This is a genomic window from Nocardiopsis sediminis, assembly GCF_042650565.1.
Taxonomy (GTDB): Bacteria; Actinomycetota; Actinomycetes; order Streptosporangiales; family Streptosporangiaceae; genus Nocardiopsis_B; species Nocardiopsis_B sediminis.
The window spans coordinates 881,158-901,118 of the sequence record NZ_JBHSBH010000015.1; the positions used below are offsets into that span (position 1 = coordinate 881,158).

At 73.9% G+C, this 19,961-nt stretch carries 14 protein-coding genes; 7 read left to right on the plus strand and 7 right to left on the minus strand.

What is annotated here, in order from left to right:
* The 5 genes from ACFOVU_RS26410 to ACFOVU_RS26430 all read right to left on the minus strand — a co-directional run.
* Positions 1-544, minus strand: a 544-nt coding sequence (locus tag ACFOVU_RS26410; protein WP_378537929.1) for an SRPBCC family protein, incomplete at its 3' end; no start/stop codon positions are given.
* Positions 541-2,973: an aerobic carbon-monoxide dehydrogenase large subunit gene (gene cutA, locus ACFOVU_RS26415; protein ID WP_378537930.1), complete on the minus strand. Its 2,433-nt coding sequence runs from the start codon at positions 2,971-2,973 to the stop codon at positions 541-543. The genes cutA and ACFOVU_RS26410, both read right to left, overlap by 4 nt.
* Complete coding sequence (locus ACFOVU_RS26420) at positions 2,970-3,506, minus strand: (2Fe-2S)-binding protein (protein ID WP_378537931.1); 537 nt, start codon at positions 3,504-3,506, stop codon at positions 2,970-2,972. Before ACFOVU_RS26420 ends, cutA begins: the two co-directional genes overlap by 4 nt.
* The gene (locus ACFOVU_RS26425; RefSeq protein ID WP_378537932.1) at positions 3,503-4,414 is read right to left on the minus strand and encodes an FAD binding domain-containing protein; all 912 of its coding nucleotides are present in this window, start codon (positions 4,412-4,414) and stop codon (positions 3,503-3,505) included. The genes ACFOVU_RS26420 and ACFOVU_RS26425 overlap by 4 nt, the downstream gene beginning before the upstream one ends.
* 35 nt (positions 4,415-4,449) lie before the next feature.
* Complete coding sequence (locus tag ACFOVU_RS26430) at positions 4,450-5,841, minus strand: uracil-xanthine permease family protein (protein WP_378537933.1); 1,392 nt, start codon at positions 5,839-5,841, stop codon at positions 4,450-4,452.
* 421 nt (positions 5,842-6,262) lie between these two features.
* Here ACFOVU_RS26430 and ACFOVU_RS26435 point away from each other — a divergent pair, with 421 nt between their 5' ends.
* From ACFOVU_RS26435 to ACFOVU_RS26445, 3 genes are read left to right on the plus strand one after another with little or no spacing between them, the layout of a single operon-like run.
* The gene (locus tag ACFOVU_RS26435) at positions 6,263-6,613 is read left to right on the plus strand and encodes a hypothetical protein (RefSeq protein ID WP_378537934.1); all 351 of its coding nucleotides are present in this window, start codon (positions 6,263-6,265) and stop codon (positions 6,611-6,613) included.
* 42 nt (positions 6,614-6,655) lie between these two features.
* Complete coding sequence (locus ACFOVU_RS26440; RefSeq protein ID WP_378537935.1) at positions 6,656-8,257, plus strand: polymorphic toxin-type HINT domain-containing protein; 1,602 nt, start codon at positions 6,656-6,658, stop codon at positions 8,255-8,257.
* Between the two features lie 7 nt (positions 8,258-8,264).
* On the plus strand, positions 8,265-8,654 hold the full coding sequence (locus ACFOVU_RS26445) for a hypothetical protein (protein WP_378537936.1): 390 nt from the start codon (positions 8,265-8,267) through the stop codon (positions 8,652-8,654).
* A gap of 16 nt (positions 8,655-8,670) precedes the next feature.
* On the opposite strand, the gene ACFOVU_RS26450 is transcribed toward ACFOVU_RS26445, so the two are convergent.
* Entirely contained in the window at positions 8,671-10,548 is a 1,878-nt protein-coding gene (locus ACFOVU_RS26450; RefSeq protein ID WP_378537937.1) for a PucR family transcriptional regulator, read from the minus strand.
* Positions 10,549-11,365: 817 nt separating this feature from the next.
* Here ACFOVU_RS26450 and hisS point away from each other — a divergent pair.
* The 4 genes from hisS to ACFOVU_RS26470 all read left to right on the plus strand — a co-directional run bounded on the left by hisS (position 11,366) and on the right by ACFOVU_RS26470 (position 19,425).
* Positions 11,366-12,685, plus strand: coding sequence for a histidine--tRNA ligase (gene hisS / locus ACFOVU_RS26455; protein ID WP_378537938.1), 1,320 nt, complete (start codon positions 11,366-11,368; stop codon positions 12,683-12,685).
* A gap of 319 nt (positions 12,686-13,004) precedes the next feature.
* A complete protein-coding gene (locus tag ACFOVU_RS26460; protein ID WP_449289743.1) occupies positions 13,005-15,416 on the plus strand; it encodes an ATP-binding protein in 2,412 nt (803 codons plus the stop codon).
* A 275-nt stretch (positions 15,417-15,691) separates the two neighbouring features.
* Positions 15,692-18,127, plus strand: a complete 2,436-nt coding sequence (locus ACFOVU_RS26465) for an ATP-binding protein (RefSeq protein WP_378537941.1) — start codon at positions 15,692-15,694, stop codon at positions 18,125-18,127.
* 437 nt (positions 18,128-18,564) lie between these two features.
* The gene (locus ACFOVU_RS26470) at positions 18,565-19,425 is read left to right on the plus strand and encodes an AMP-binding protein (protein WP_378537942.1); all 861 of its coding nucleotides are present in this window, start codon (positions 18,565-18,567) and stop codon (positions 19,423-19,425) included.
* A gap of 3 nt (positions 19,426-19,428) precedes the next feature.
* On the opposite strand, the gene ACFOVU_RS26475 is transcribed toward ACFOVU_RS26470, so the two are convergent.
* Complete coding sequence (locus ACFOVU_RS26475) at positions 19,429-19,944, minus strand: ATP-binding protein (protein WP_378537944.1); 516 nt, start codon at positions 19,942-19,944, stop codon at positions 19,429-19,431.
* Between the last annotated feature and the right edge of the window lie 17 nt (positions 19,945-19,961).

Consider the following 19,961-nt stretch of genomic DNA (forward strand, 5'->3'; position numbering starts at 1 on the left):
GCGCGGACGGGGGTCCGCCCGGCCGCGGGCCGGGCGGCGAGGCGGGGGCAGTGGGCGGCGAGGCGGGGGCGGCGGGCTCGCCGGAGGCCGCCGCGTGGGGCGCCGCGCCGGTGAGCTCGCCGTCGAGCCGGGCGAAGAACTCCCCCGCCATCTTGCGCGCCACGCCCGTCAGCATGCGCTGGCCGACCCCGCCCACCATCCCGCCCACGACCGCGTCGGCGTCGTAGCGCAGCTCGGTGCGCCCGTCGCCGGTGCCGGCCAGCTCCACGGACACGTCGGCCTTGACGGTGCCGGGGCCGCCCACCCCCGAGGCCCGCATGACCAGCGACGCGGGGCGGCGCAGGTCGGTGAGTTCGACGTCGCCCTCGAAGACCCCCTTGATGGAGCCCACGCCCGCGCTGATGGTGCCGCGGTAGCGGTCCGGCCCGGTGCGCTCCAGCGCCGCGCAGCCCGGGATGGCGCGCGCCAGCACCGCCGGGTCGAGCATGGTCTCCCATACCCGCTCGACGGTGGCGTTCAGGATGGCGGTACCGGTGACCTTCACGCTTGCTCCTTCACGGGGGTGCGGGCCGGGCGCGGGGGCACCGCGGGGATCTCGCCCGCGGCATGCCGCCGGCGCAGGTGGAACAGGTCGGACGGGGAGATCGGCATGGCGTCGATGCGGAAGCCCTCGGCGTCTTCGATCGCCGCGGCCAGCACCGCCGACCCCGGGATCACCCCGGCCTCCCCCGCCCCCTTCACGCCGAGCGGGTTGAGGGGGCTCGCGGTCTCCAGGCTGCCGATCTCGGCCACGGGGACCTCGCTGGCGTAGGGCATCAGGAAGTCCATGAACGAGGCGTTGAGGAGCTGGCCGCCGCCGTCGTAGACCATGCGCTCCAGCAGCGCGCCCGCCACCCCCTGGGCGACGCCGCCCTGCACCTGCCCCTCGACGATCATCGGGTTGATCACGTTCCCGCAGTCGTGCACCACGCAGTAGCGCAGGATGCGGATCTCGGCGGTGTCGGGATCGGTCTCCACGATCGCCGCGTGCGCCCCGTTGGCGAAGGTGCAGCGCAGCGGGGAGTAGAAGGCGGTGCCCTCCAGGCCCGGCGCGTCGCCCTCGGCCACCGGGGGCCGGTCGTGGCGGGCGTCGGAGAACTGGGTGGCGGCCACCGAGGCGGCGTCGAAGGCGTAGCGCAGCGGGTTGGACAGCACCGCGACGGTGCCCAGGTCCATCCCCTCCGACGGGGCGCCCCGGACCCGGATCCGGCCCTCGGAGAGGTCCAGGTCGCCGGGGTCGGCTCCCAAGGCCTCGGCGGCGACGCGCAGCGCCTTCGCGCGCACCTTGCGGGCGGCCATGGCGACGGCGCTGCCGCTGGTCACCGCGCCCCGGGAGGCGTAGGTGCCCACGGAGTAGGGCATGCGGCGGGTATCGCCGGTGGTGACCTCGATGTCGGACATCGGCACGCCCAGCTCGTCGGCGACGATCTGGGCCAGCACCGTCTGGTGCCCCTGGCCCTGCGTGCTCAGCCCGGTGGCCACGCGCACCCGGCCGCTGGTCTCGACCTGCACGTGCCCGCCCTCGTAGGGGCCCGGAGCGGTGCCTTCGACGTAGCAGGCCAGGCCGATGCCCACGCGGCGGCCCTCGGCGCGGGCCCGTTCGCGGTAGGCGGCGAAGTCGTCCCAGCCGACCAGGTCGGTGATCGCGTTCAGGGTGGCCGGGTAGTCGCCGGAGTCGTAGACCAGCGGGCGCCCGTCCTGGAACAGCAGTCCCTGGTCGTAGGGCAGGTCGCGGGGGTGGATGAGGTTGGCCGCGCGCACCTGTGCCCGGTCGCGGCCCAGGCGGTCGGCGATGGCGTCCATGGTCCGCTCCATCGCGAACACGCCCTGGGGGCGGCCGGCGCCCCGGTAGGGGGTGACGATGACCGTCGTGGTGTAGAGGCTGTGGACCTCCACCCGGTAGGCGCCCGGCTTGTAGGGGCCCAGGAGCTGGGTGGAGGTGACGATGGGGATGATCATCCCGTAGGGCAGGTAGGCGCCGTTGTCGTGCAGGATGCGCACGTCCAGGCCGAGGATCCGGCCGTCGCCGTCGAAGCCCACCCGCACCCGCTGCCGCTGGGCGCGCTCGTGGGCGGAGGCGATGAAGTGCTCGCGCCGGTCCTCGGCCCAGGCGACCTCGCGGCCCAGCCGCCGCGCCGCCCAGGGGACCAGCAGCTCCTCGGGCCAGGGGTGCACGATCTTCACGCCGAACCCGCCGCCGACATCGGGCACGACCACCTCGACCTGGCCGAGGGGCAGTTCCAGCCGGGCGGCCACCGCCGCCCGCACACCCGTCGCGGTCTGGGTGGAGGTGTACAGCCGCAGGCCGCCGCCCGCGCCGGGGTCCCAGCGGGCGTGGACGCCGCGGCCCTCCAGCGGGGTGCAGGCGGAGCGCTCGATGGTGAGGTCGAGGTCGAGGGTGTGCGGCGCGGCGGCGATCGCGGCGGGGGCGCCGCCGACCTCCTGGACCAGGAGCCCGGCGACGTTGTCGGCCATGTCCTCGTGGACGGTGCGCTCGGCGCTGAAGGCGTCGTCCAGGCCCACCACCGGGTCTCGGACGTCGTAGCCGACCCGGATGCGCTCCACGGCGTCCTCGGCGGCGTAGCGGTCGCGGGCCACGACCATGGCGACCGCCTCGCCGACGTGGTGCACGTACTCCCGGGCCAGCGCGTAGGGGGTGCGGGCGGCCACGATGGAGGGGTGCGGGACGAGCATCGGCAGCGGGTCGGCCATGGGGCCGGAGAGGTCCTCGTGGGTGTAGACCGCGATCAGGCCGTCGACGTCCAGCGCATCGGTGACGTCGATGTCCAGGATGCGGGCGTGGGCGTGCGGGCTGCGGACGAAGGCGGCCGCCGCGGCGCCGCGGCACAGGTCGTCGAGGAAGGAGCCCTGCCCGGTGACCAGGCGCTCGTCCTCGGTGCGCTGAACGGGCGCGCCCACCATGCGGTCGCTCATAGGGCGTCTCCCCGTGCCGCATTCGGGGCGCTCACATCGGCCTCCCCGGCCTCCCGCCGGAGCTCGGCCGCGCGCAGGACCGCGGCGACGATGTTCCGGTAGCCGGTACATCGGCACAGGTTGCCCGAGACCGCCTCGCGGGCCTCCTCCTCGGTGGGATCGGGGTTGGCCTCCAGGTGGCTCGCGATCAGGGTGAGGAAGCCCGGTGTGCAGAAGCCGCACTGGAGGGCATGGCACTCGCCGAACGCGCGCTGGACCGGGTGGAGCGCGCCATCGGGGCCGGCCAGGCCCTCGACCGTCGTGATGTCGGCGTGGCGGGCCGCGCTCACCGCGAAGATCAGGCAGGAGCGCACCGGGAGGCCGTCGAGGAGGACCGTGCAGGCGCCGCACACGCCGTGCTCGCAGCCCACGTGGGTGCCGGTGAGGCCGAGGTCATGACGCAGGCAGTCCGACAGCAGCCGCCGCGCGGGGACCCGCGCGGTGTGCGGGACGCCGTTCACGCGCAGCCGGATCTCGTGGAGGTCCTCGGTCATCGCTCGCTCCGGATCGCGGTGGGGTGCGAGTCGGGATCGAGGGAGTTGAGTGCCGCCCGGCCGGCGTCGCGGAGCGCCCGCTCGGTGAGGACGCGGGCCAGGTGGGCGCGGTAGGAGGCGGTGGCGTGGATGTCGTCCTCGGGCCGGATCCGGTCGGCGGCCAGGGCCTCCGCGTCGGCGGTGTCGAGGTTGCCGGGGGCCCGGCCGGCGACCGCCTCGGTGAGGTCGACGACCAGCGGGACCGGGGCGACCGATATGTAGCAGGCGCGGGCCGCGGAGATCCGCTGGTCGGCGTCGAGAGTGACGGCCGCCGCGACCCCGCACACCGCGTAGTCGCCCTGCCGCCGGGCGACCTCGGCGAACGCCGTCCCGGTGCCCGGCGCCGGTCGGGGGAAGCGGACGGCGACCGCGATCTCGTCGGCGGCGAGCGCCGTCTCCATCGGGCCGGTGAAGAAGTCGGCCGCCGCCACCGTCCGCACGCCCGCTGGGCCGCGGGCCTCCACCTCGCCGCCGAGCAGGGCGAGCACGGCGGGCATCTCGGCCGAGGGGTCGGCGTGGGCGATGCTGCCCACGGTGGTGCCGCGGTTGCGGATCACCGGGTGGGCGACCAGACGCAGCCCCTGCCGCAGCAGCGGGATCGCCGACACGGCCGCCGCGTGGCCTTCGAGGACGGAGTGGCGCACCAACGCGCCGACGCGCACGCCGCCGGGGTCGACCCGGACGGTGTCGAGGCCGGGGAGGGCGTTGATGTCGATGATGTGGGCCGGGGCCGCCAGCCGCATGTTCAGCAGGGGGACCAGGCTCTGCCCGCCCGCGAGCACCTTCCCCGAGCCGCCCGCCTGGGCGAGCAGGCGCACGGCGTCGTCGAGGTGAACGGGTGCGTGGTACGTGAACGGGGGTGGTTTCACGTGGCGTGTTCTCCCTTCGGCGGCCCGGCCCGCGGTCAGCGGGGCTCCGCGCCTTCGTCGTCGGTGTCCCGTGCCCCTGGTTCTTCCCCCTGCTCGCCTGAAGGGGTCTCCCGGGGGCGCAGATGCTCAGGGGCCAGGCGGTGCAGCGCGTGGTAGCCGACGAGCGTGATGACGGTACCCAGCGCGATCCCCTCGATCACGAACCCGTCGGTGATGGCCAGCCGCAGCCCGCCGATGCCGGCGATCAGGCCCGCCGCGACCGGGACCAGCACGACGGGGTTGGCGAAGTCGACCCGGTTCTCCGCCCAGATCTTGGCCCCGAGCAGGCCGATCACGCCGTAGAGGACGACGGTGACCCCGCCCAGCACGCCGTTGGGGGTGGCCGCGATCAGCGCCCCGAACTTCGGGCACAGGCCGAAGAGCACCGCGACGCCCGCGGCCACGTAGTAGGCGGCGGTCGAGTAGACCCGGGTGGCCGCCATGACCCCGATGTTCTCGGCGTAGGTGGTGGTGGGCGAGCCCCCGACCGCGGCGCCCAGCGAGGTCGCCAGGCCGTCGGCGAAGATCGCCCGGCCCATGTAGGGGTCGAGGTCGTCGCCGGTCATCTCCTGGACGGCCTTCACGTGGCCGGCGTTCTCGGCGATGAGGGCGATGACGGCGGGCAGCGCCACCAGGATCGCGGAGGCCTCGAATTCGGGGGCGTGGAAGGAGGGCAGCCCGAACCACGCGGCCTCCTGCACCCCGGAGAGGTCCACGCGCGGGGCGCTGCCGCCGTCGGGCAGAGCGGCCGGGCCGAAGGCGAGGTCCGACACCCACGACACCGCGAAGCCGAACACCAGGCCGAGCAGGATGGCGATGCGGCCGAGGAACCCGGGCAGCAGCACCGTGGCCGCCACGACGAAGGCCATCGTCAGCAGGGCGGTCCACTGGTCGAACGGCCAGTAGTTCTGGGCCACGACCGGCGCGAGGTTGAACCCGATGAGCATGACGACCGCGCCCGTGACGGCGGGCGGGAACGCCGCCAGCACCACGCGGGCGCCGAGCAGGTGCACGACCGCGCCCGACAGCGCCAGCGCGATGCCGGCGACGCACATGGCGCCGGTGAGGACGGCCGGGTTGTCGCCGCCCGGCGAGATCACCGCGGCGGCGCCGACGAAGGACGCGCTGGTGCCCAGGTAGCTGGGGACCTTCCCCTTGACGATCAGCAGGAACAGGATGGTGGCCAGCCCCGAGAGCATGATGGCCAGGTTCGGGTCGAGGCCCATGATCACCGGGAAGACGAACGTGGCCCCGAACATCGCGACCACGTGCTGGGCGCCGAGACCCGCCGTCCGGCCCCAAGACAGCCGCTCCTCCGGCCTGACGACCTCGCCGGGCGGCGGGGCACTGCCGTCCCCGTAGAGCTTCCAGCGCGAGCCGAGGTTCACGGCGGCCTCCAGTGCAACGTGTCCGGTGCGGCAGGGCCCGGCTCACCGCGCGCCCCGGCGCCCCACCGGCAGAACACGTTGACGTGATCCACTTCACGATGGGGCAACTCTAAAGAGGCCCACGGAGGCGCAGCACCGGCGACACCTGCCAAAGGAACACCGGACGCTTGGCAACCACCGGCCCCGGCCGCGTGTACCCCACCAGTCCGGCACACCCGTGTGTCACCGCCGTCGCCGACCGGTTGCACGTCGATGACGGTTGGGGCCACGGCGGTGAGCACCGGGTCGTCGCGGATCACACAGCGGTGGCCAGGGGCGGTCATGCGCAGGCCGGTCGGTTCATTCCGTGACAACGGGACGCTACGGTGACGAATAGCGCCCAAGTCCCGATTTCCCCACATGGCACGGAGGAGGCGTTCTGATGCCCGAACTTCCGACTCCTGTCCGCTGGGTCCGCATCCTCCTCTACGTATCGGGCGGGCTCTTCGTGGTGACCGCCGTGGGGATGCTGATGCTCACCGGGGTCACCGCCTACGAGCTGGGTTACAACGCCATGGCGTCACTGCCGGGCGTCGCCCAGATCCTGCTGGCGGTCTTCATCCGCCGCAACGGGCGCGTGGTCTTCTGGTCGATCGTGGTCCTGGAGACCCTGCTCGCCTTGTACTCCCTGATCACCCTCGGCGAGGACGGCCGAATCCCCCAGCTCATCCTGCCCGTCGCGACCCTCATCCTGCTGCTGCGCCCTGCCTCCCGCGCCTTCTTCCTCCGCTGACCCCCACCCCCTGCTCCAGGCCGGACCCGAGGTAACCCCCCAATGCTCCGACGCATCCACGACCCCGAACGCGGCGCCGGCTTCACCGAATACGGCGCCGTCATCCTGCTGGTCGCCGCCATCACCGCGGCGGTCATCACCAGCGGGGTCTCCGGCCGGGTCCAGGCGTTCATCGCCTCGGCCATCGACTCGGTCGAGGACGGCGGCGGAGACGGCGAAGACGGAGACGGCCCGGAGGCGACCGAGGGAAGCGACGAGGGCAATGGGCCCGGTGACGGCGAAGGGGAAGGCGACGGGTCCGGCTCCGGGGACCCGGGCGGCGACATCGTCCCCGCCTCCGAAACCAACGACGACGAACGGCCCGACGAGAACGCCGACGACGAAGGAGACGGCGGCGGCGGGTTCTGGAGCGGGGTGGGCGACACCTTCTCCGCCATCGGCGACGGCATCGGCAATGCCGCCACCGAGGCCTGGGACGGCGTCGTCGATGGCTGGGACGGCCTGGTCGACGGCGCGCAGCGCCTCTGGGACGACCCGGGCCAGTGGGCCTCCGACACCTGGGGCGGCTTCACCGAGGGCCTCTCCGGCACGTGGGACCAGATCACCACCGACCCCCTCGGATGGGCCGGCGACGTCCTGTTCAGCGAGACGGTGCAGGAGAACTGGGCCAACGGCAACTACTGGGAGGCGGGCTCCCAGGCGGTCGTGGAGAACGCGGTCGCCTTCATCCCCTTCGTGGGCTGGGCCAAGAAGGCCGAACGCATCGCCGACATCGCCGACGGCCCCGGCAACGACCGCGACGGCAATGGGAACGGCGACAACAACGAAGACGGCAATGACGGAGACGGCGACCGGCGGAACGACGAACTAGCGGAGGAGGACACCTATGATCCCCCCTCGTGCACTCCCGGCAACAGTTTCGTGCCCGGTACCCCGGTCCTGCTCGCCGACGGCTCCACCCTGCCCATCGAGAACGTCGCCATCGGCGACCAGGTCCTGGGCTTCGACCCGCTGACCGGTGAGGAAGGCCCCCGCGAGGTCACCGATCTCATCACCGGCACCGGCAGCAAGACCCTCGTCACGCTCACCATCGATTCCGGCGACGGCGCGACCGACACCCTCACCGCCACCGACGCCCACCCCTTCTGGGTGCCGGACCGCGCGGAATGGGTCGACGCCGCGGACCTGGAACCGGGCACGTGGCTGCGCACCTCCGCCGGCACCTGGGCCCAGGTCACGTCCATCGACACCCGCGCGGCCGACGACCAGCGCGTCCACAACCTCACCGTCGCCGACCTCCACACGTACTATGTACTCGCCGCCCAGACCCCGGTACTCGTCCACAACCTGGACCCGTGCGAGTGGGCGAGCCACACCGAGAACGCCGGTGATCTCGCCGGGCGGTACACCGAGGGACAGTCCACCCGGGATCCCGCGTCGCAGATGTACCACGAGTACCTGAGCGACGAGGAACTCCTCGACGCGATCAACAACGCCGAAGAGGGAGACGGAATCGCCGTTTCACCCGGCGGGACGATTCTCGGCGGCCACCACCGCTGGGACGAACTCCAGACGAGGATCAACGACGGCCGTATCGACCCGAACACGCCGATCCGTATCGATGTCTACGAGGGGGAGGAGTAGCGCCTCGATGCCCATGATCCGTTCGACCGACCCCGACTTCCGTGTGTGCCGGATCGATTTCGCGACGCTGGTCGACATCCAGTCGGAGGCTGAGGACCGGGGGTTCGCGACCCGGTGGACGTCGGTGGATGCGCTCCGGGGGCAGGTCAAGGAAGGGTCCGTGGTCCTCCAGTCGCTCATGCGCGAGGAGCGGGGTGGGGATGTCCGGGCCTACCGGTGTCTCCTCCTGTTCGCGACCGTGGAGGACGGGGATACCGGAGGGGTCGCCACGATCGACCTTGATCCGGTGAGGTTCCGGTCGTTGGAGCGGCTCGATCGCGATCCTGATGTCCGGAAGGCGCTCACCCGGATGTTCTCCCTTGCGCTGGGCGGGATTTCGATGGTCACCAAGAAGTAGGGGCCCGCCAGGGCGCTCACCCCCGCATCCCCCGCATGCGGATCACCCTCAGGGCGACCATCAGGTCGAGGCGGAGGTGGGGGTCGGTGGTGAAGGGACCCAGGAGGCGTTCGAGTTTGGTGATGCGGTAGCGCAGGGTGTTGTAGTGGAAGTGCAGGAGCCGGGCGGTCTCGGCGACGTTGAGGTTGTTGTCGAGGAGGGCTTCCAGGGTGGCGCGGAGGTCGTCGGTGTCCGGGTCGCCGGTGGCCGCCAGAGGGCCGAGGGTCTCGGTCATGAAGGAGTGCAGTTCCGCGCTGTCGGGGATCTGGCTGAGCAGCCGGTAGACGCCCAAGTCGTCGAACTCCGCCACCGAGCCGGTGCCGTGCATCCGGCGGCCCACGCGTGCCGCCTGGCGTGCCTGGTCGTAGGCCACGGGGATGTCCTCCGGCCGGGTGACCACGCGGCTCACCCCCGTTGCGAAGGAGCGGCGCCCTCCGCCGCCGTCGCCGGACACCTGCGCGATGAGGTGGCGCACCATACGGCCCGGGCGCGCCTCGGCGCCTGACGGAGCCGCACCGCTGCCCCTCCCTCCCGCACCGCTCCCCGTCCCCGCCGCACCGCTCCCCGCCCCTGGCGCGCCGTTCCCCGTCCCTGCCGCACCGCTCCCCGTCCCTGCCGCGCCCGCGACGGCTCCGGCCGTGCCCGTGGCGGCTGGGGCCAGCTCTGCACCCATCACGACGACCACCTCCTGGCTGTAGCCCGCGACGGCGGCCTTGGGGTCGCGTTCGCGGACCACCAGGTTCCAGGCGCTGGCGAAGCGCTCGTGGGCGGGGCGCAGTTCGCCGGCCGCGGGTGGGCCGGTGCCGGAGTCCGGGTCCATCTCGGCGACGATCACCACCAGCGGGCGGTCGAGGTCCCAGCCCAGGGTGGCGCAGTGGCGGGCCACGTGCTCGGGGTCGCCGGCCTTTCCGGCCAGCAGGTCGCGGAGGAAATCGCCCTGGTACTTGCTCTCGACCGCCGCCACGGCCAGGTCCCGGGTGATGACCAGGGCGGCGGTGGCCGCGGCCCGCTCCAGCAGGTGGACGTCGGTGGGGTGGACCGGGCGGTCGCGGGTGATCAGTACGACCCGGCCGTGGTCGAGCGTGCCCGCCAGGATCGGCACCTGCACGACGCGGGCCCCCTCGTCGTCGAGCGCCCGGATGCCGTGCTTGAAGTTCTCCACGTGGAACCGGCCGCCCGCGACGTCGAAGAAGCGGGGGTCCCGCAGGACGGCGGCGTCCATCCCGGAGCGGGCGAGCACGCGGCCGTCGGGGGTGGTCACCATGACGCTGCCGTCGAGCAGGTCGGGGAGCTTGCCGGTGATGGCCGCCAGCCCGCCGCCCGCCAGGATGACGTCCACCAGGACCCGGTGCACCTCCTCGGCGCGGGCGAGGGTGGCGGTCTGCCGGTTGAGGATGTCGGTGAGCAGCTGGTTGAGGACACCGTCGAAGGCCACGGCGTCGCCGAGCCGCAGGATGGGCAGCCCCCGCTCGTCGGCGGCCCGCAGCACCTCGCCGGGCAGGGCGTCGAGGTGGCGCCCCGGTTCGACGGCGACCGCCGCCAGCCCGCGGTCGTCCAGCTCGCGGACCAGGCGCACCAGGTCGCCGGGGGCGGCGCGGAGCGGGTAGCCGGTGGTCAGCAGCAGCTCGTGCGGCTTGACCCAGGGCAGGATGTCGGGGACCTCCATGACGTTGAGCCGCTGGATCACGCGGTCCAGGCCGCCCGCCCCCGCGAGGACCTCGGCGCCGCGCAGGCTCGACAGGCTCAGGGCGTCGGCGACGGTGAGCCCGCGCGCCAACGTGCTGGCCGAGCGTACCCGCTCGGGGCTCGGCAGATCCTGTCCAGGTCCGGCCGGATCGTTGGCAACGTTTCCCATGGGTCGACGATAGCCGCTCGCATACCGTCTCTCTGCGGGCCGGGGATGGCCTCGGAAGGGGCGGGCACGCGTGCCGCCGGACGCGTCGGCATCCGTGCATTCGCCCTGGTGGGAGACGGGACGGCCGCCTCGGGCGGTGGTCCCGGCGGCGCCGGTCCGGGGACCGTCCGCGGGAGGACGGCCCGGACGCCCGTGGCCGGCCGCCGCACCCGCCGTGCTTTACGACATTGTGAGCGGCCCATTTCGGCCGCCGGGAATACTGGGCGTGTCCCGTCTCGCGGTTTACCTTGAAGTCGGGGACCCTAACGCGGCCGCCGTGATCACGCTCCTGGCACGAGTCGTGGTCGGGCTGCCCATCGGGACGGTCTCCACCCGGCACGCAGAGCGTGGGGCCGCTTGCCGACGTGGCCTTGGCAACGTCGGTTCGCATCGGTCGATGCTCCGTAGTGCTCGACGGCCCCACCGGCCCGCGTACCGTCCACGTGGGCCGGTGGCGGCGTCACCTCCGCCGCCGCGGGCACATCCCTGGATCGCGGGCCGCCCGCCGCGCCCGGCCTGCGGCCCGCACCGAGACGCCGGAGGGTCCCGGAGATACGGTCGCCCTCCCGCCGCCGCCCGCTGGCCGGTTCCGGCCAGGCCCGCAAGGGCACTCCCCCCGAGCCGCTCCCCCGCTCCGCCCGCGGAGCCGGGCCCCCGGCCGCGCGGCTCCGCCGCCGTCCGGGCGCCTCCCGCGTCATTCCGGGCCCGGCCGCCCAAGGGCCTACCATTGAGCTGCATCCAGCGATTTCGCAGTGGCCGTAAGGAGCCTGCCGAACCCATGTCCGATCAGCGCGTGGTCCGCCCCACACCCATCAGCGGCTTCCCCGAGTGGCTGCCGGAGATCCGGTCCGTGGAGCTGCGCTGGCTGGACCATATCCGCGCGGGCTTCGAACGCTACGGGTTCGCCTCCGTCGAGACCCCGTCGGTGGAGAACCTCGACGTCCTGCTGGCCAAGGGCGAGACCTCCCAGGAGGTCTACACGCTGCACCGGTTGCAGGCCGACGCCGGCGACGACACCGACGCCCGGCTCGGGCTGCACTTCGACCTCACGGTCCCGTTCGCGCGCTATGTCGCCCAGCACTTCAACGACCTCACGTTCCCGTTCAAGCGCTACCAGATCCAGCGCGTGTGGCGGGGCGAGCGCCCGCAGGAGGGCCGGTTCCGCGAGTTCACCCAGTGCGACATCGACGTCATCAACGTCGACCGCGTGCCGCTGCACTTCGACGCCGAGCTGCCGCGGATCGTGCACGAGGTGCTGTCGGGGCTGCCCCTGCCCGCATGGACCATCAACATCAACAACCGCAAGGTGCTCCAGGGCTTCTACGAGGGCCTGGGCATCGCCGACCCGCTCGCGGTGATCCGCGCCGTCGACAAGCTGCACAAGATCGGCGACGACGGCGTGCGGGAGATCCTGACCGGGCCCGCCGGGCTCACCGCCGACCAGGCCGCCGCGTGCCTGGAGCTGGCCCGCGTCAAGGGCACCGACACCTCGGTGGTCGACGACGTCAAGCGGCTCGGGGTGTCCTCGGCGCTGCTCGACGAAGGGCTCGACGAGCTGGGCTTCGTGCTCGACTCCCTGGCCGACCTGCCGCGCGGCAGCGTGGTGGCCGACCTGTCGATCGCCCGCGGCCTCGACTACTACACCGGCACCGTCTACGAGGCGACCTTCGACGACGACCCCGGCTACGGCAGCATCTGCGCCGGCGGCCGCTACGAGAACCTGGCCGGCCAGTTCATCCGGCGCAGCCTGCCGGGGGTGGGCATCTCCATCGGGCTGACCCGGATCTTCGCCAAGCTCGTGGCCGAGGGCCGGATCGGGGCGGGCCGGGCGTGCCCGACCGACGTGCTGGTGGTGGTCCCGGCCGCCGACCGCCGCGGCGAGGCGCTGCGCACCGCCGCCCGGCTGCGCGAGCGCGGGTTCAACACCGAGGTCTTCCACCAGGCCGCCAAGGTCGGCAAGCAGATCCAGTACGCATCGCGCAAGGGCATCCCGTTCGTCTGGTTCCCGCCCTTCGAGGACGGCCGTCCCCATGAGGTCAAGGACCTCGCCACGGGCGAGCAGGCCGAGGCCGACCCCGCGTCCTGGGCCCGCCCCTGACCCCTGCCGCACCGCCGCGGCGCTGCGCCGCCGCCCGGTCCCGTTCCGGGCGGCGACCCCGCCGCGGCCGGCCCCGCTGACCATCGCGGACGCCCCGGAGCCGGGCCTGCGCCGGGCCGGGCGGACCGCGGGCGCGCATTGGGGTTCGGCCGGGAGCCTTGCCAGGACCGGCCATTTCGAAGACACGGCCCGCCCCACATGGAACACTTCTTGCAGGGCTCACGTCCGTGCCGGCACGCCCCCGCCGGCGCGTCCGAGCGGCTCCCGACGCGGTTGCCCAGTGAACGAGGCCATGCCAGATCCTCGCCAGAACCCGCCCATGCCCGCTGACGACTTCATCGGCCGTGAACGCGACGTCACCGATCTCTGCCGGATCGTCGGCGGCACCCGCATGGTCACGCTCACCGGAACGGGCGGCATGGGCAAGACCCGGCTGGCCCTGCGGGTCGCCGAGCGCGTCCTGCCGCGCTTCGCCGGCGGCCTCCGGTTCGTCGACCTCAGCGAGGCCGCCTCCCCCGCCCAGGTCGTGCGCGCCGTGGCGCGCTCGCTCGGGGTGCTGGAGAACGGCGACAAGCCCCCGGTCGAGGCCGTCGTCGCGGCGCTGCGCCCCCAGCGGGTCCTGCTGCTGCTCGACACCTGCGAGCGCGCCGTCGGCCCCTTGGCCGACCTGTGCCGCAGCCTGCTTACCTCCTGCCCCGGCGTGCAGATCCTGGCGACCAGCCGGCAGCCGCTGCGGGTCCCCGGCGAGTCCGTATGGCGGGTCCCCCCGCTCTCCCTCCCCCCGCCGCCGGCAGGCGGCCGCGCCTCCGCTGCGTCGCCCTACCCGGTGACGCCCGAGCAGGCGCTGCGCTTCGAGGCGGTGCGGCTGTTCACCGCGCGGGCGCAGGCGGCCCGCCCCGGCCTGGAGATCACCGCCGCGAACGCCGCCGACATCGCCGAGATCTGCCGCATGCTCGACGGCGTCCCGTTGGCGATCGAGCTCGCGGCGGCCCGCGCGCGGGTGCTCTCGGTGCAGCAGATCCTGCGCCGGCTTGACGACCGGTTCCTGCTGCTGGTGACGGCCGGGAACGAGCTGCCGCCGCGCCAGCGCACCCTGCGCGCCGTGCTGGAGTGGAGCCACGACCTGCTCACCCACCCCGAACAGGTGCTGCTGCGCCGGCTCACCGTGTTCGGCACCTGGAACCTGGAGCAGGCCGAGACCGTGTGCGGGCACGACGGCATCGACCCCGGGGACGTGCTGGAGCTGGTCTCCTCGCTGATCGACAAGTCGCTGATCGTGCTCGACACCGAGGTCGACGGCACCGCCCACTACCGGCTGCCCGACTCCGTGCGCGCCTACGCCGCCGAGCGGCTGGCGGCGGCGGGCGAGGAGGAGACCGCCTGGCGGCGCTGCCTGGACGCCCTCGTGGCCTCCGCCGAGGACATGGCGGCGGCGGGATCGGGCCGGCTGGCGTGGGAGGAGCGGCTGCGCCACCTGCGCCGGCTCGACCACCAGCGCGAGGACACCGCCCGCCTGCTGGAGTGGGCCCTGGAGCAGGGCCGCGCCGAGGAAGGGCTGCGCCTGTGCGTGGCGCTGCGCCCCTACTGGTTCGTCCGGGGGCTGTTCACCGACGGCAGCCACTACCTGCGGCGGCTGCTGGCCGTCGCGCCGCCGTCGTCGCTCGATCCCGTCCGGGCCCGCGCGCTGGCCGTCCACGCCGAACTGTGCCTCGACATCGAGGGGGCGGGCGCGGCTGCGGCGCTGGCCCGCTCGGCCCTGGGCATGGCGCAGGCCTGCGGCGACACCGCAGCGGAGGCGATCGCGCTGAGCGCCCTGGCCGACGCCGCGCTGCGCGCGGGCGAGACCGGCGCCTGCGAGGAGCATGCGCGCCGCGCCCTGGACGCCTCCGGCGCGGCCGGCGACCACCTCAGCGCGGTCGCGGCCCTGGGCACGCTGGGCCGGCTGGCCCGGCGCAGCGGGAACGCGGCGGCGGCCGAGGCCTACCTGACCCGCAGCGCCGAGGTGGCCGAGGAGGTCGGCGACCGCTGGTGCACGGCGCGCTGCCTGAACGGGCTGGGCGTGCTCGCCACACAGCTCGGCGACCTCGAAGGCGCCCGCCGCCGGCTCGACGAGGCGCTGCGCATCTTCGCGGAGATGGACGTCGCGCCCGAGACCGCCCGGTCCACCGCCGCTCTCGGCTACCTGGACCTCGCGCGGGGCGACATCTCCGGTGCCCGCCGCCGCTTCTCGGGCTGCCTGCGCGCCGGAGTGGCGTCGGGCCGCCGGGGGGCGGTCGCGCGGTCGATGGAGGCCCTGGCCGAGCTGGCGCTGGCCGAGGAGCAGCCCGAGCGCGCCGCCTCGCTCGCCGGCGTCGCCGCACAGCTCTACACGGCCCTGGGCCAGCCTGCGCCGCACGCCACGCGCCTCTACGACGCCGCCCGGCAGGACCTGACCAGTGACGCCGCGGAGAAGTCGTGGCGGGCCTGGCGGATGCTCCCGCGGGAGCAGGCCGTGGAGCGCGCCCTGGACTTCCCCACACCGCGCCGCGCGCTGCCGTCGCTGCTCACCCCGCGGGAGAAGGAGATCGCCGCGCTCGTGGGCGAGGGCATGTCCAACCGGCAGATCGCCGAGCACCTCACGATCAGCCAGGCGACCGCCGCGCGGCACATCGCCAACATCTTCCGCAAGCTCCTCATCACCTCGCGCACCCAGCTCGCCGAATGGGCGGGCCGCCACGGCATCGGCGGCTGAACACGTGGCGGGAGCGCTTCCGTTCAGCGGGCGCGGCCGCCCGTCCTCACCGCGGCGCCATACGCCCCTTCCCCCGCCGGGCAGGGCCCGCGGCACCGGCCGCCGGGTTTCCGACATAGCGGGGAGATTCCCTGGTATCGCTTGCGCACGGCCGATGCAGCTACTAAGACAGAAGCTCTAGGCACGCGCACGCACCGTCCCTCCGACCACCGCCGAACGCTCTTACCCCCAGGCAAGGTGAGAGCGGCCCCCTACTGCCTACTCGCGTGAAGGCCATGGCACCTCAGACCGCGCCCGCGCGGCAGAACCTCCCTGCGGACTCCGACAGTTTCATCGGCCGAGAACGCGATCTCAGCGATCTGCTACGGCTGCTCGACACCGACCGCGTGGTCACCCTGTGCGGTACGGGCGGGATGGGCAAGACCCGGCTCGCGCTGCGCGTGGCCGCGCACGCCGCCGCCTCGTTCCCCGACGGTGTGTGGCTGGCGGCCCTCGCCGAGGCCTCGACCCAATGGGAGGTCACCTCCCGGATCGCCGCGGCGCTCGCCGTCGCGGAGGAGCCCGGGCGCGACCTCATCGAAACGCTCTGCGATTCCCTGAGCGGCCGCCGGCTGCTGCTGGTGCTCGACTCCTGCGACCGCGCGGCCGCGCACGTGGCCGCGGTGGGCCGCATCCTGACCCGGCACTGCCCCGAGATCTCGCTGCTGCTGACGGCGGCCGAGCCGGTCGGGGCCGACGGCGAATCCGTCCGGCGGGTCCCTCCGCTGTCGCTGCCGCGGTCCGACGACGGCGGCGGTCCTGCGGGCGGCGAGGCGGTACGGCTGTTCCTGGACCGTGCCGGGAGAGCCGCGCCCGCCCGCATCGGCGACGCCGACCTGCCCGCGGTCGCCGAGATCTGCCGCCTCGTCGAGGGCAACCCCCTCGCCATCGAGCTGGCCGCCGCCTGGACCGGGCGCCTCGCGCCGGCCCTGATCGCCGAGGGCCTCGCCGAGCGCCTGGCGCCGGAGGCGGCCGGCCCCGGGCCCCGGCCGCCCGTGGTGGACACGGTGCTGGACTGGAGCCACGGCCTGCTCAGCGAGCCCGAGCGCGTGCTCCTGCGCCGGCTGGCGGTGTTCCCCGACTGGGACCTGGAGCTGGCCGAGCGCGTGTGCTCCGGCCGCCGCCTGCGCGATACCGCCGTCCTCGATCTGCTGTCGGCCCTGGTCGAGCGGTCGCTGGTCGGGCTCACCGGCGAGCACCGCGGCCGGGTCCGCTACCGGCTGCCCGGACCGGTGCGGCGCTTCGCCGCCGAGCGGCTGGCCGAATCCGGCGAGCAGGACCCCGTGCACGAGCGCCACTGCGAGCAGATGGCGCTGATCGTCGAGGAACTCGGTCGCGCGTCGGTCATCGGCCGTGCCATGCCCTGGCAGGAGCGGTTCGGCAACTGGGAGCGGGTGATCGCCGAATACGACAACATCCGCGCCGCCCTGCATTGGGCCGTGTCCGCGCGGCGGGTGCGCAACGGCCTGCGCATGTGCGTGGGGCTGCGGCCCTTTTGGGTGACCGGCTACCACTTCTCCGAAGGGGAGCGCTGGAGCGGGCTGTTCCTGGACATGCCCGGCGGCCCGGCCCTGCTGCGCGGCCGGGCCCTGGTCGGCCGCAGCGAACTGGCCTGGGCACGCCACGACCTCGGCCCGGCGGTGCGCCTAGCCGAGGAGGGCATGCGCATCGGCCGCGAGAACGGCGACAACGACCCGGTGGTGCGGGCGCTGAACCTGCTGTCGATGATCGACCTGCGGGTCGGCGCGCACGACCGGGCCGAGGAGCGCCTCGCCGAGACCCTGAAGATGGCGCGCGACTCCGGCGACCTGTGGAACGAGGCCATGGCGCTGGGCTCGCAGGGCAGCCTGGCCGCGCGCCAGGGCGACCCGGCGACGGCCGATACCCGCTACAAGAACGCGCTGATGATCCTGCGGGGCATGGACCACCGGTGGGGCGTGGGCATCACGCTGATCGCCCGCGGCGCCGTCGCGGAGGACCAGGGCGACCTCCTCGCCGCCGACCACTCCTACCGCCAGGCGATGGACATCCAGCGTGACATCGGCGCGGCACCGGAACTCGCGCGCTGCCTGGCGGGCGTGGGCCGCGTCGCCCACGGGCTGGGCGCCACCGGCCAGGCGTTCGACTACCTGAGCGAAGCGCTGATGCTCAGCCACTCCACGGGCCAGCGCATCGGTGTGTCCGACGCACTGGCGTCCATCGCCCGGGTGGCGGCCGCCCAAGGGCTGGAGCACGACGCCTTCCGGCTCGCGGGGGCGGCGGTCACGTTCCGCGAGGGGACCGGCCTGCCGCCGTCCAGGCGGCCGTGGCCGCTGCCCGAGGGGACCGGCGAGCCGGGCCCCGGGCTGGTCGCGTGCTGGGACGAGGGCCGCGCCCTGAGCGTCGACGCCGCGGTGGCGCTGGCGCTGGGCGTGGCCGACACCGCCCGGTCGCCGCGGCCGCGCCCGCCGGCGCCGCGCCTGGCCGAGCCGCCGAGGAAGGCGCTGACCCCCCGCGAGCACGAGATCGCCGGTCTGGTGGGCGAGCAGCTGTCCAATCGCGCGATCTCCGAACGGCTGTTCGTTGCGCCCGCCACCGTGGCCCGGCACATCGCGAACATCAACCGCAAAATGGGGTTCAACTCACGCAAGCAGATCGCCGCGTGGGTGAGTCAGCACGACGGCGCTGTGTGACCCCTCTCTGACCTGCAACAACTCGGGCCTACATAGAGAGGTCCAATATTTACATATGCAGCTGCACACGTGGATGCATGTGCAGAAGCTCGGGAAAACGCTAGTGTCATCGGCATGGGACCGCACGCAGGTTCCGGCGCCGATACGGCGGCGGAATCGGTGCGTCCCTGGCGTCCGGAGGGTCACCTCCGGGCGGCCGCGGATTCGGCGGGGGCCGGCCGGCACCATGTGCCATCCGGCGCGCCCGCTCCGCGTTCCACGGGGGCGGCGGAGCGGACGGCCCTGCCGCGTCAACGGCACCGCTGGAGATCCGTGGCCCCGGGTGCGCTTTGAGGGGAGGCATCCGGGATCCGCGGAACGGCGCCACCGGGCTCGCCACGTGGAGGGGGCGTGACGAGCCCGGCAGGCGATCATCCGATGCGACCTGGGGGCACCTCATGACGGTCGACCGACGATCCGGAGCGCCGGTTCCGCGGGTCGTCCCGGGCGACGGCGGCGTCCCGGTGGGGTCGCTGACCGGCGGGCTGCTCGACCGGCTGCGCCGCCGGGGCGGGCACGCGACCGTCACCGGCCACCGCGGCCGGGGGACCGACGCCGTCACGTTCGCCGGCACCATCGAGCGCGCCGCCGCGGGGCTGAGCCGCCGCGGCATGTGCCCCGACGACGTCGTGGGCGTTCTGGCACCGGTGTCCCCCGAGCGGCTGACCGCCGTCTACACGGTCCTGGCCGTGGGCGGGGTGGCGCTGCCGCTGGAGCTGACCTCCGACCTCGAAACCCTGATCTCGCTGCTCACCACGGTCGACGTGCGGATGATCCTGGTGGCCGCCCCGCTCGCCGGGATCGCCCTGGAGCTGGCCGACCGCTCCCGCGTCCGGCAGGTGATCGCCTTCGGCCAGGCGCCCGAGACCACCCCGTTCGGGGAGCTCCTGCTGCCCAGCCCCGACGGCAGCGGCTACGACCCCGCGCGCGGGCTCTTCGACAACGGCGTGATGACCTACGAGGTGGGCCCCGGCGGCCTGCTCACCACCCTGCACGCCCACGCCGACCTGCTGGCGCGGTTCCGGCGGATGGCCGATGAGCTGGAGCCCTCGGCCGACGACACCGTGGCGGTCGACGCCGGGATGCCGGAGCCCGACCGGGCCGCCCTGGCCGCGGCCGCTCTGTGGCACGGCGCGTCGGTGGTCACCGCACCCGGCGACTGCGAGGCGGATGTCCGCCGCGACCTGGCCGCGTTCCGCGTCACGGTGCACCGGACGAGCCGGACCGGCTGGACGGGCCGGAGCGGCCGGAACGCGTAGCCGTCAGGATCCTTCGGGCGGCGGCGGGGGGACGTCGATCTCGAACCAGGCCACGTGCGTGCTGTCGGTCCAGTACTCCCCGCTGCGGGTCGTGCAGCTCTCGATGATGAGCTTGCCGCGGCCGTAGTCCCCGTTGCCCTCGCGCAGGGAGTCGGGGCCCGACGCGCCGTCGGAGCGCTTCTCGCCCTGGTCGGCCACTGCCACCCGGACGCGTTCGCGGCCCGAGCGGATGAACAGCGTCATGACGCCGCCGACCTGGCCCGAGCGGGAGTGCAGCAGGGCGTTGGTGGCCAGCTCGCTGGCGGCGAGTTCGGCGTCGTCGAGGGTGGCGTGGGGCGGGCGCGAGCGCTCCAGGAACTCCCGCACGCGCGCGCGGATCGAGCGCACGGCGGTCAGGTTGCCGACACAGCTCCAGACGGTGTGGTCGGTGGCGTCCTCGGCGGGCTCGCTCGCCTCGAGGTCGGGCGCGTCGAAGGGGTCGGCAGCGGCGTATTCCTGGAGTCGCTGCGAATCGCTCATCCCCGTCTCACTCCCCA